The following is an 11513-nucleotide window of genomic DNA, read 5'->3' as shown; positions in this document are numbered from 1 at the left end:
TGACGGGCTGTTTTTGTTCAGGGAACAGCCATGTCTCAGTCCTCAGCCCTGTCCCTCGCCCTGTCCCAGGAAGAGCTGCGCGCCACGACGGAGCAATTGCTCGAGGCGCCCGCCGAGGCGGTGCTCGCGTGGGTGGAGCAGCGGTTCGGCGCGCGCGCGGCCATCGCCTCCAGCTTCGGCGTGGAGGACATGGTCCTCATCGATCTGGCCCGCATGCACGCTCCGAGCGTGCGCCTGTTCACGCTGGATACGGGCCGGTTGCCGCCGGAGACGTACGAGGTGATGGACGTGGTGCGCCGCCGCTACGGCGTGGAGATCGAGACGTACTTCCCGGAGCGGGCGCGGGTGGAGGCGCTGGAGTCCGCCAAGGGGTACTTCTCGTTCAAGCAGAGCATCGAGGCGCGCAAGGAGTGCTGTGGCATCCGCAAGGTGGAGCCGCTGCGGCGCGCGCTGGCGGGGCGGGAGGCGTGGGTGACGGGACTTCGCCGGGAGCAGTCCGTCACCCGCACGGAGGTCCAGGCGGTGGCGGCGGATGCGGACCACGGCCTCATCAAGGTGAACCCGCTGGTGCGGTGGAGCAGCAAGGACGTGTGGGAGTACGTCAAGGCCAACGGCGTGCCCTACAACGTGCTGCATGACCGGGGCTACCCGTCCATCGGGTGCGCGCCGTGCACGCGCGCGGTGAAGCCCTACGAGGACGAGCGCGCCGGCCGCTGGTGGTGGGAGTCCCCCGAGAACCGTGAGTGCGGACTGCACGTCCGCCGCTGACCCTCCGCCCGAGACGAGGCCATGCCTTCCTTCACCCCTGCGGAGCCCGCTGCGCAAGAGTCAGGTGGCGTCGTGAGCGCGCACGTGGACTTCCCCGTCTGCCTCCGGTTGAACGGCAAGCGGGTGCTGCTGGTGGGAGCCGGCACCATCGCCGAGGAGCGGAGCCAGCAACTCGCCGACGCGGGCGCGGTGCTGCGCGTGGTGGCGCCCTCCGTGGGCCCGGTCATCCGCCGCCTCGCGGACGAGGGCCGGCTGGAGCTGGCCGAGCGTCCCTACGCGGCCGGAGACGTGCGCGGGCATCACGTGGTGTTCGTGGCCACGGATGATCGGCGGGTGAGCGAGGCGGTGGCGGACGAGGCGCGTGCCCTGGGCATCTGGGTGAACGCGGCGGACATCCCGGAGCTGTGTGACTTCACGCTGCCCTCGGTGGGCCGGCGCGGCCCCATCGTGGTGGCGGTCTCCACCTCCGGGCAGGCCCCGGCGCTGGCCCGGCGGCTGCGCAAGCAGTTCGTGGAGCAGGTGGCGCCCGGGCACGTGCAACTGGCCCGGTTGACGGGATGGCTCCGCAAGCGGCTGCCCGCGGGCGCCGAGCGGATGAAGTTGCTGAAGCAGCTGGTGGAGGGCGAGGCGGGAGAGCTGCTGACGCGCGGTGAGCGCAAGGCCGCCTGGGTGCGGGTGCGCGCCGCGCTGGAGACTTTTGGAGAGAAGCAATGAGCAAGCAGGTCAACGGCAAGGTCTACCTGGTGGGCGCGGGGCCCGGAGATCCCGGTCTGCTGACGCTGCGAGCGGCCCAGCTGCTCGCGGGCGCGGACGCGGTGGTCTACGACCGGCTGATCCACCCCGACGTGTTGAAGCACGCCCGGCCCCGGGCGCGGCTGCTGTTCGTCGGCAAGGAGGGTGGGGGCGAGTCGGTGCGGCAGGAGGAGATCAACGCACTGCTCATCGCCCAGGCGCGGCTCGGCCGCTCGGTGGTGCGGCTGAAGGGGGGAGATCCCTTCGTCTTCGGCCGGGGAGGGGAGGAGGCCCTCGCGCTGGAGGCGGCGGGCATCGCCTACGAGGTGGTGCCGGGCGTCTCCAGCGGTGTGGCGGCTCCGGCGGCGGCGGGGATTCCCATCACCCACCGGGGCGTGTCGGGCTCGGTGACGTTCGCCACCGCGTACCGGGCTGGCAAGGCGCCGGACTGGGCGCACCTGGCCGGGTCGGAGACGCTCGTGCTGTTCATGACGGGCAGCCGCCTGGAGGAGGCGACCCTGGGGCTCATCGCCGCGGGACGTTCTCCGAATACCCCCACGGCCATCGTCGAGGCGGGGACCTGGGAGCACCAGCGGGTGCTCGAGGCTCCGCTCTCCTCCATCGCCGCGAAGGCCCGTGAGGCGTCCGTTGGCTCTCCCGCCATGTTGGTGGTGGGCGAAGTCGTTTCCCTGCGCTCACAGCTCCGCTCGCTGGTCGAGTCGCGGCCCCTGGTATCCGAGCGCGAACGGTTCCTGAAGGTGGAGGCTGGTCATGAGTGAAACCCTGTCCGCGCGGCTCTCGCATCTGGCGGTGCTCGAGGCGGAGAGCATCCACATCATCCGTGAGACGGCGGCCGAGTTCGCCAACCCGGTGATGCTCTACAGCATTGGCAAGGACTCGCAGGTGCTGCTGCACCTGGCGCGCAAGGCCTTCCATCCGGCGCCCCTGCCGTTCCCGCTGCTGCACGTGGACACCACGTGGAAGTTCCGGGAGATGTACCAGTTCCGTGACAGCTTCACGGCGAAGCACGGGCTGAAGCTCCTGGTGCACCAGAACAAGAAGGCGCTCGCCGAGGGCATCAACCCCTTCGACCATGGCAGCCAGAAGTACACGCACGCCATGAAGACGCAGTCGCTGCTGGAGGCGCTCTCGCTGCACGGCTTCGACGCGGCCTTCGGTGGCGCCCGGCGCGACGAGGAGAAGTCCCGCGCGAAGGAGCGCGTCTACTCCTTCCGTGACCGCCACGGCCAGTGGGAGCCGCGCAAGCAGCGGCCCGAGCTGTGGAACCTCTACAACGGCCGCATCGACGCGGGCGAGAGCATGCGCGTCTTCCCGCTCTCCAACTGGACCGAGCTGGATGTGTGGCACTACATCCTCAAGGAGCGCATCCCCGTGGTGCCGCTGTACTTCGCCGCCGAGCGCCCGGTGGTGGACCGCAAGGGCCAGTGGATCATGGTGGACGACGAGCGGATGCGGCTGCGTCCGGGCGAGAAGGCCACGATGAAGCGCGTGCGCTTCCGCACGCTGGGCTGCTACCCGCTGAGTGGTGCGATCGAGTCCTCGGCCTCCAACGTCGAGGAGATCATCACCGAGATGATGGAGGCCCGCGTGTCCGAGCGGCAGGGCCGCCTCATCGACCACGACGAAGAAGGCTCGATGGAGCTCAAGAAGCGCGAGGGGTACTTCTAATGACCGCCGCACTGCAGCTGAACGACAAGGGTGACCTCCAGCGCTTCCTCGCCGAGCACTACGAGAAGGAACTGCTGCGCCTGGTGGTGGTGGGCTCGGTGGATGACGGCAAGTCCACGCTGATCGGCCGGCTCCTGTACGAGTGCAACGGGCTGTTCGAGGATCAGGTGGCGGCGGTGAAGCGCGCCAGCGCGGGTGAGGAGATCGACTTCTCGCTCTTCACGGACGGACTGCGCGCCGAGCGCGAGCAGGGCATCACCATCGACGTGGCGTACCGCTACTTCTCCACGCGGCGGCGCAAGGTGATCGTCGCGGACACGCCGGGACACATCCAGTACACGCGCAACATGGCCACCGGGGCCTCCACGGCCGACGCGGCCGTCATCCTGGTGGACGCGCGCCTGGGCATCCTCCCGCAGACGCGGCGCCACGCGTACATCGCCTCGCTGCTGGGCATTCCGTACCTCGCGGTGTCCATCAACAAGATGGACCTGATGGACTTCGATCCGGCCGTCTACGAGCGGCTGTCGAAGGAGTTCGACGCGTTCGCCTCCACGCTCGGCTTCGAGCAGGTGCGCTACTTCCCGATCAGCGCGCGCGGCGGTGACAACATCACCCAGCCGAGCGCCCGCACGCCCTGGCATGACGGCGAGACGCTGCTCGGGTGGCTGGAGTCGCTGCCGCACCAGCGCCGGCTGGACGGAGCGCCCTTCCGCTTCCCCGTGCAGTACGTGCTGCGGCCCAACCTGGACTACCGCGGGTTCGCCGGGCAGATCGCCTCCGGCACGGTGCGCGTGGGCGACGAGGTCGTCGTCTTCCCCTCGAAGCGGCGCACGCACATCGCCGCCATCGACACCTTCGATGGGAGCCTCGGCGAGGCCAGCGCGCCGTCCTCGGTGACGCTGCGTCTGGCCGACGAGGTGGATGTCAGCCGGGGAGATCTCATCGCCCATGTCGAGAAGGCGCCGGTGGCGCTCCAGTACCTGGAGGCCATGCTGGTGTGGTTCGGCGAGGAGCGTCTGGACACCTCGCGCCGCTACCTCGTGAAGCACACCTCCAAGTACGTGCCGGCCCACGTCGAGCAGGTGCTCTGGCGCAAGGACCTGGAGGCCCTCTCCGAGGTGCCCGCGGAGTCCCTGTCGCTCAACGACATCGGCAAGGTCCGGCTCGTCTGCAAGCGGCCACTGATCTGCGATCCGTACACGGAGAACCGCAAGACGGGCGCCTTCATCGTCGTGGATCCGCTCACCAACGACACGGTCGCGGCGGGCATGATCCTCGGCGCGGCGGGACAGGAGGGCGATCAGGAAGCGCAATCGCTCATCTCCGCCGAGGAGCGGCGCGCGCGCCTGGGGCAGTCGGGCGCGGTCATCCTCCTGGCGGGCACCCCCGAGGTGCGGACGCTGGCGCCCCGGCTGGAGCGGGCGCTGTTCGACCAGGGCCGGCACGTGGTCACCGTCCAGGGCGACGCGGAGAACGCGCTCGCACTGGCCGAGGCCGGGCTGCTCGCCATCCTCTACACCCCCGTTCCGCAGGCGCGGCAGGGGCTGCGGGATCAGCTCCGCGGCGCCGGTGTCCCCTGGCTGGAACTGGAGCCCACCCACGAGCTGGAGCGCCAGGTGAAGCAGATCCTGGATGCCCAGGAGAACCGGCCGTGACCTCTTCCGTGAACGCCTCCATCCCCGCCCTGGCGACACCGCTCGGCGCGGAGAAGAGCGCGCTGTTGCAGCGCCTCGTCGAGGGGCTCGATTCGCCGTCGCTCACGTGGCTGAGCGGCTACTTCGCCGGGCTCGCGGCCCGGCAACTCCCGGGTGCGCTCCCGATCACCCCGCCCGCGGCGGCGGTGCAGGCCGCGCCCCAGGGGACGCTGACCATCGTCTACGGCACCCAGACGGGGAACAGCCGTCAACTGGCCGAGCGCCTGAAGCAGCGGGCCGAGGCCACCGGGCTCGCCGTGCGAAGCTTCCGCGCCAGCGACTACCCCGTGCGCGAGCTGAAGAACGAGCGGCTCCTGTACGTGGTCATCAGCACCCAGGGCGATGGAGATCCGCCGGACGACGCGCGCGGCTTCTTCGACTTCATCCGGAGCAAGCGCGCTCCGGCGCTCGGGCAGCTGCGGTTCGCGGTGCTGGGGCTGGGCGATTCGAGCTACCCCAAGTTCTGCGAGATCGGCCGCATCCTGGACGAGCGCTTCGCGGAGCTCGGGGGCACACGGCTGTTCGCGCGCGCCGAGTGCGACGTGGACTTCGAGCCCGTGGCCGAGCCCTGGCTGGGCCAGGCCCTGGAGCACGCGAGGAAGGAACTGGCGCCCGAGGCCGGGCTGGCGACGGTCACGCCGCTGCGCACCGTGCAGGTGCCGCCCACCTTCAGCAAGGAGAACCCCTATCCGTCCCAGGTGCTGGCCAACCAGCGCATCACCGGGCGGGGGGCCCTCAAGGACGTCCGCCACCTGGAGCTGTCGCTGGAGGGCTCGGGCCTGACATACGAGCCGGGCGATGCGCTCGGCGTGATTCCCCGGAATCCGCTGGAGCTGGTCGAGGCGGTGCTCTCCGAGCTGCGGCTCGATGGCGCCGCCGAGGTGAAGCGCGAGGGGCGCGGTCTGCCGCTGAAGCGCTGGCTCACGGAGGAGCTGGAGATCACCCGCCTGAGCCGTCCGTTCCTGGCGAGCCACGCCGAGCGCTCCCACCACGCGGAGCTGCGGCGCCTGCTCACGCCGGAGGGCGGCGAGGCCTTGCGTGCGCTGCTCGCCAGCCACCAGGTGATCGATCTGCTGCGCCAGTACCCTGGCAAGTGGAGCGCGGAGGAGCTGGTGGGCGCGCTGCGCCGCCTGACGCCGCGGCTCTACTCGATCGCCTCCAGCCAGAAGCGGGTAGGGGAGGAGGTCCACCTCACGCTGGGCCTGGTGGACTACGAGGCCTTCGGCACGCGCCACGTCGGAGCCGCCTCGAATTACCTGGCGACGCGAGAGGCGGGCCAGGACATGGTGGATGTCTTCATCGAGGCCAACGAGCGGTTCAGGCTCCCGAAGGATCCGAGCCGCGACATCATCATGGTGGGTCCTGGCACGGGCGTGGCGCCATTCCGCGCCTTCGTGCAGGAGCGCGCCGAGACGGGCGCGAGCGGCCGCAACTGGCTCTTCTTCGGCGAGCAGCACTTCCGCACCCAGTTCCTCTACCAGGTGGAGTGGCAGGAGGCGGTGAAGCAGGGGACGCTGCACCGGATCGACCTGGCGTTCTCGCGGGACCAGGGCCAGAAGGTCTACGTCCAGAACCGCCTGCGCGAGAAGGGGAGCGACGTCTACGCGTGGCTGGAGGGCGGTGCGTCCTTCTACGTCTGCGGCGATGCGAAGCGCATGGCTCCGGACGTGGAGGAAGCCCTCCTCGACATCATCGCGACCCACGGGGGCAAGAGCCGTGAGGACGCGAAGGCCTATCTCGATTCGCTGCGCGAGCAGCAGCGCTACCTGCGCGACGTCTACTGAGCGGGAGACACCATGAGCAGCAAGAATCCGACCCCGGCCCTTACCGAGGTGGAGCACATCAAGGCGCGCAGCCGGAACCTGCGAGGCACTCTGGCCGAGAGCCTCGCGGACCCGCTCACTGGCGCCATCGCTCCGGCCGACACCCAGCTCATCAAGTTCCACGGCAGCTACCAGCAGGATGACCGGGACATCCGCGAGGAGCGCCGGCAGCAGAAGCTGGAGCCGGCCTATAGCTTCATGATCCGCACCCGCCTGCCCGGCGGGGTGTGCACCCCGAAGCAGTGGCTCGCCCTGGACGAGCTGGCGCGCACGTACGCCAACGGCACGCTGCGCATCACCACGCGCCAGGCCTTCCAGGTGCATGGCGTGCTCAAGGGGGACATGAAGAGCACCATGAAGGGGATGGAGGCGGTGCTGCTCGACAGCATCGCCGCGTGCGGCGACGTGAACCGCAACGTGATGTGCAACCCCAATCCGGTGGACTCTCGCGCGCACGAGGTGGTGCACCAGTGGGCCATCCGCCTGTCCGAGCACCTGCTGCCGAAGACGCGGGCGTACTACGAGATCTGGCTGGACAAGGAGAAGGTGGCTGGCGGCGAGGAGGAGCCCATCTACGGCCCCACCTACCTGCCCCGGAAGTTCAAGGCGGGCATCACGGTGCCGCCGCTGAACGACGTGGACATCTTCTCGCAGGACCTGGGCTTCATCGCCATCATCGAGGGCGGGGAGCTGGTGGGCTTCAACGTGCTGGTGGGCGGAGGCATGGGCGCCACGCACGGTGAGGCGGCGACGTTCCCGCGGCTCGCGGATGTCATCGGCTTCATCCGCCCGGAGCAGCTGCTGCACGTGGCGGAGAACGTGGTGATGGTGCAGCGAGACTACGGCGACCGTACCAGCCGCAAGCACGCGCGCCTGAAGTACACCATCGAGGATCGTGGCATCGCCTGGTTCGTCGCCGAGCTACAGAAGCGTCTGGGTTATCCGCTGGAGCCCGCGCGGCCGTTCGCGTTCGATCACAACGGGGACCGTTTCGGGTGGATTCAAGGCCACGATGGCCGGTGGAACCTGACGCTGCACATCGACAGCGGCCGGGTGGCGGATGCGGAGGGCCAGCGTTTCCTGACGGGCCTGCGGGAGATCGCCCGGGTGCACAAGGGAGACTTCCGGCTCACGCCCAACCAGAACCTGATCATCGCGGGCATCCCGCCGGAGGAGCGGCAGAGCATCGAGAAGCTGGTCGAGACGTATGGCATCACGAGCTTCCGGAGCGCCAGCCCGCTGCGGCGTAACGCGCTGGCCTGCGTGGCGCTGCCGACGTGCGCCCTGGCCATGGCGGAGGCCGAGCGTTACATGCCGCGCGTGGCGGACCTGCTGGAGGCGCGGCTGGCGGAGCACGGGTTGGAGCAGGAGAACATCCTGCTGCGCATCACCGGCTGCCCGAATGGCTGCGCGCGGCCGTATCTGGCGGAGATCGCCCTGGTGGGGAAGGGGCCCGGCCGTTACAACCTCTTCCTCGGTGGCGACCAGCGGGGACAGCGGCTCAACCGCCTGTACCGCGAGAACGTGGACGAGGCCGGCATCCTGTCGGCGCTCGAGCCGCTGTTCGCCGCATTCGCACGCGACCGTCAGCCCGGGGAAGGGTTCGGCGACTTCACCGTGCGCACGGGCGTGGTGACCGTGCCTCCGGCCACCGCACGCCCGGTGCCCGCCGCCGCGGGCTGAGCATCCCGTGCCGCGCCAGCTCTCGACGTGCTGGCGCAGTGCTGGCTGGCGGTGCTCTAGGAGCACGGCGTGTTGCAGTAGTCACAGCTTGGATAGCCGTTGACCATGCAGCTCTGGACGCATGCAAGCTGACCCTGGTTGGCCGGCCGGCAGGTCGGGAGTGATTCCGCGGAAACGACGGATGACGTGCTGACGTCGGACGTTACCTCCTGGGCCTGCGCGAGGGGGACGGCAACGGTGAAGACGGCGGCACAGATGAACATTCCAAGACCACGAAGCAGACGCATTGGTGACTGCAAATCCCCGGGGACATTCCTGGTCGGGACTGGCCGCGCATGTCCCTCGCGGTACAGGACGGCGAGACACGCCTTCGCGCTCCTCATTCGGGTTTGCGGCCCGAGACGATGGGGACGTGCCACACGGCGTACTGGGGCGGAGTCTCGATGGCGGAGATCAGGGTATTGAAGCCAGTGGTGACCTCGGCGATGGAGCGTCCACTCGCCTCGGCCAGAGGCTTCACATAACCATCCCGCCAGGCCTCGAGGATACCGGCGAAGGTGGCGCGTGGCACGCGCAGCGTGTCCACGGTGATGTAGTCCATCGCGATGTCGCGATATCCAAACCGCTCCAGCAACGGCGGAGAGTGGCGGCCAATGCGGACATCACAGGCGGTCTTGTGCGCGAACGCGCCCATGATTTCGTTCCAGAATCGATCTGGCTCGAAAGAGCCATCCGGAGGCACGGGCATGTGCAACATGCCGTAGTCCTCGGACAACAGGTGCAACCACCCTCCGGGCTCGAGCACCCGGGTGATCTCTGCCAGCACCTGTGGAAAGTCGGGCACGGCTTGCGACATGTGGCGGCACACCACGAGCCCGAAGCTGGCATCTCCCTGCTCGAGCGCGAAGGCATCACCCCGTGCGTAGCGGATCCGCCCTCCGAACACATCTCCCTGCCGCGCGATGGCGAGGTTCGACTCGAGGATGTCGATGCCCAGCACTTGCGCCTGCGGATAGCGGGAGGCCAGCCGCCGGGTGATTTGGCCGGTGCCACAGCCGAGATCGAGAATGTTCAGCGGGCCTGACAAGCCATAACGCTCGAAGAGGTGTCGTTCCTGCGGCCAGATGGCCTCGGCCTGATGCGCGAGCGCCCGCGCCATCGACTCGTCGGCCATCTGCTCCGCCTGTGGGTTGCGAGTCTGGTCCATCCCGCGTTTCTACACCGATTCCCACGGCGCTTTGGAAGGGGGCGGGCGTGGTGCGCCGTCATCGTCAACTCTGTTGCAGAAGGAACAGGAGACGGCCCGCGATGACATCCAGGGCCTGGGTGTTGCCTCCTCCTTCGGGAACGATCAGGTGGGCATGCTGCCGGGAGGGCGCCACGTGGAGCCGATGCATGGGACGAACTGTCTCGAAGTACTGGCGCTCCACGGACACCAGGTCGCGATTCCGCTCCTGGATGTCTCGTTTGATGCGCCGCATGAGCCGGATGTCGTCGTCGGTGTCCACGAAGATACGAAGGTCGAACTCGTCGCGGAGCCGGGGCTCACAGAAGAGCAGGATGCCCTCGGCGATCACGATGGGCCTCGGCTCCAGCTTGAACACCCCCCGGGTGCTCGTATGTTTCTTGAAGTCATAGTCCGGGCACTCCACGGCCCGGCCCTGCTTGAGTTGCCGCAGGTGCCCTACCAGCAGATCATTGTCCAGTGCGGCGGGTTCGTCGAAGTTGACGCGTGCAATCTCCTCGGGCGTCTGATGCGAGCGATCGAAGTAGTACCAATCGTGACGGATCAACACCGCCTCTCGATTGAGCGCTCCAATGAGCTTGTCGGCCAGGGTGGTCTTGCCACTCCCCGTGCCGCCTGCGATTCCAACCATGAAGGGCACAGCCATGTCGGGCCTCCCGGGGGTTCAACGAGCGCCAGGGTTGGGGCACGGCGACAGGCCTTCGACATCGAGCCAGCGCATGGCGCCTCCCCCCCGCAGCATGCCCCAGATTTCGAAGAGGGGCGAACAAGAGGGGAGGGGACGATTTGTTCGGGACTGAACGATAACGACCCCACGTCGCTGGACCCCGTCACCCGGGAGACCACCTGCCACTCGCACTGGCTGAGCCCGGAGGGCCCTCGGTGGAGGCCAGAGAGCGGTGGCTGGCGCTGACTTCTGCCGTGGGACTTTGAATCAATCCTGGCCCCCGGCGTTCGGGCGCCGGGGCCGGGGAATCACTCCACCAAAGGCAAGGCCACCCCACATTGTCGGGAGAGCCACTCGACCTTGCGCCACGTCAAGACGAAACTGCCCCTGCCCAAGGCAAAGAACGTGGACAAGGCCATTTCGAGCTCGTGCTCGCGCCGGTCGGTCGCGGACTGGCAAAGCGCATGGGTGGCACGTACCCGCTCTCCCACGGGACAATGTCCCAGAGCCGCCGCGAGACCCATGGGCTCCGGTGGAAAGCCACGCTTCATCTTCCGCGCGGAGTCCACCATGGCAGGGAGCTCCGACAGGAGCTCGTCGGACAGCCACAACGCTTCTTCTTCGCTGGGCTTCCGTTCGACACGGACATCACTCGCGGCACCAAACGGCCAGACCGTCTTGTCAGCCCACAAATACGTCAGGAGCTGATAGGCCATCGCCACCGCGTCGTCATGCTTGCCACGCATCCACGACACACGCACGAGATTCCGCGCCAGATGCACCCTCCGCGCCGCGGCATGGCGGTGCCCGTGGTCCTCCGCCAGGCGCTTGCAGGCGACCATTGCCTCGTGGAGCCCCTGTTCAGCCTCTTGATACCTGGCAAGATGAAAGTCCAGGTAGGCTACAGCGGCGAGGTGGAATGAAGTCCCAACCCGTCGAGATTCCTCCGTCTCGAGTCCGGTCTCCATGATGTGATGAGCGCGCCCAAGCCATTTGAGGGCTTTGTCGAACGCTCCGGCGCGTACTTCGCTCAGTGCTTTATCGTGCTCGCTCGAGAGCTGACCCAGGATGATGTTCTCGTGCCTCGGGAGGCCCGAGAGGTCCTCCATCTGGCGAGAGGACAAAGTGGAGCCAGACATCGCCGACACGGGCAACGCCATGCCGGCGATGTACGAGCCAATGACCCTGTCGAGGCTCATTCGCTAGAC

Annotated in this window: 10 protein-coding genes; 7 read left to right on the top strand and 3 right to left on the bottom strand. The window is 68.2% G+C overall.

Annotated elements, in window-relative coordinates:
- The first annotated feature begins 30 nt into the window (after window positions 1–30).
- The 7 genes from Q664_RS21860 to cysI all read left to right on the top strand — a co-directional run bounded on the left by Q664_RS21860 (window position 31) and on the right by cysI (window position 8392).
- On the top strand, window positions 31–768 hold the full coding sequence (locus tag Q664_RS21860; protein ID WP_043398880.1) for a phosphoadenylyl-sulfate reductase: 738 nt from the start codon (window positions 31–33) through the stop codon (window positions 766–768).
- Window positions 769–840: 72 nt separating this feature from the next.
- A complete protein-coding gene (locus tag Q664_RS21855) occupies window positions 841–1482 on the top strand; it encodes a precorrin-2 dehydrogenase/sirohydrochlorin ferrochelatase family protein (protein WP_043398878.1) in 642 nt (213 codons plus the stop codon).
- Window positions 1479–2279 carry a uroporphyrinogen-III C-methyltransferase gene (gene cobA, locus Q664_RS21850; protein ID WP_043398876.1) on the top strand — a complete coding sequence of 267 codons (801 nt, stop codon included), beginning with the start codon at window positions 1479–1481 and terminating at the stop codon, window positions 2277–2279. Before Q664_RS21855 ends, cobA begins: the two co-directional genes overlap by 4 nt.
- Entirely contained in the window at window positions 2272–3189 is a 918-nt protein-coding gene (cysD, locus tag Q664_RS21845; RefSeq protein WP_043398873.1) for a sulfate adenylyltransferase subunit CysD, read from the top strand. Before cobA ends, cysD begins: the two co-directional genes overlap by 8 nt.
- Window positions 3189–4847, top strand: a complete 1659-nt coding sequence (locus tag Q664_RS21840; protein ID WP_043398870.1) for a GTP-binding protein — start codon at window positions 3189–3191, stop codon at window positions 4845–4847. The genes cysD and Q664_RS21840 overlap by 1 nt, the downstream gene beginning before the upstream one ends.
- A complete protein-coding gene (locus Q664_RS21835) occupies window positions 4844–6670 on the top strand; it encodes an assimilatory sulfite reductase (NADPH) flavoprotein subunit (RefSeq protein WP_084610216.1) in 1827 nt (608 codons plus the stop codon). Before Q664_RS21840 ends, Q664_RS21835 begins: the two co-directional genes overlap by 4 nt.
- A gap of 12 nt (window positions 6671–6682) precedes the next feature.
- A complete protein-coding gene (gene cysI / locus Q664_RS21830; RefSeq protein ID WP_043398867.1) occupies window positions 6683–8392 on the top strand; it encodes an assimilatory sulfite reductase (NADPH) hemoprotein subunit in 1710 nt (569 codons plus the stop codon).
- A gap of 379 nt (window positions 8393–8771) precedes the next feature.
- Here cysI and Q664_RS21825 read toward each other — a convergent pair whose 3' ends face one another.
- The 3 genes from Q664_RS21825 to Q664_RS21815 all read right to left on the bottom strand — a co-directional run bounded on the left by Q664_RS21825 (window position 8772) and on the right by Q664_RS21815 (window position 11504).
- The gene (locus tag Q664_RS21825; protein ID WP_043398865.1) at window positions 8772–9599 is read right to left on the bottom strand and encodes a class I SAM-dependent methyltransferase; all 828 of its coding nucleotides are present in this window, start codon (window positions 9597–9599) and stop codon (window positions 8772–8774) included.
- Between the two features lie 64 nt (window positions 9600–9663).
- Window positions 9664–10269: a uridine kinase gene (udk, locus tag Q664_RS21820; protein ID WP_235216814.1), complete on the bottom strand. Its 606-nt coding sequence runs from the start codon at window positions 10267–10269 to the stop codon at window positions 9664–9666.
- A gap of 344 nt (window positions 10270–10613) precedes the next feature.
- Entirely contained in the window at window positions 10614–11504 is an 891-nt protein-coding gene (locus Q664_RS21815) for a hypothetical protein (RefSeq protein WP_043398860.1), read from the bottom strand.
- Window positions 11505–11513: the final 9 nt, after the last annotated feature.

This window comes from Archangium violaceum Cb vi76, from assembly GCF_000733295.1.
In the GTDB taxonomy this organism is placed as follows: domain Bacteria; phylum Myxococcota; class Myxococcia; order Myxococcales; family Myxococcaceae; genus Archangium; species Archangium violaceum.
The sequence above is the reverse complement of the archived record's forward strand: the minus strand, read 5'-3'. Positions and strand labels throughout refer to the sequence as shown.

What these genes read in the sequence shown, in the direction of transcription:
- Q664_RS21815 (WP_043398860.1), bottom strand. Translation starts at nt 11,504, where the DNA reads ATGAGCCTCGACAGGGTCATTGGCTCGTACATCGCCGGCATGGCGTTG.
- Q664_RS21825 (WP_043398865.1), bottom strand. Translation starts at nt 9,599, where the DNA reads ATGGACCAGACTCGCAACCCACAGGCGGAGCAGATGGCCGACGAGTCG.
- cysI (WP_043398867.1), top strand. Translation starts at nt 6,683, where the DNA reads ATGAGCAGCAAGAATCCGACCCCGGCCCTTACCGAGGTGGAGCACATC.
- udk (WP_235216814.1), bottom strand. Translation starts at nt 10,269, where the DNA reads ATGGTTGGAATCGCAGGCGGCACGGGGAGTGGCAAGACCACCCTGGCC.
- cobA (WP_043398876.1), top strand. Translation starts at nt 1,479, where the DNA reads ATGAGCAAGCAGGTCAACGGCAAGGTCTACCTGGTGGGCGCGGGGCCC.
- cysD (WP_043398873.1), top strand. Translation starts at nt 2,272, where the DNA reads ATGAGTGAAACCCTGTCCGCGCGGCTCTCGCATCTGGCGGTGCTCGAG.
- Q664_RS21860 (WP_043398880.1), top strand. Translation starts at nt 31, where the DNA reads ATGTCTCAGTCCTCAGCCCTGTCCCTCGCCCTGTCCCAGGAAGAGCTG.
- Q664_RS21840 (WP_043398870.1), top strand. Translation starts at nt 3,189, where the DNA reads ATGACCGCCGCACTGCAGCTGAACGACAAGGGTGACCTCCAGCGCTTC.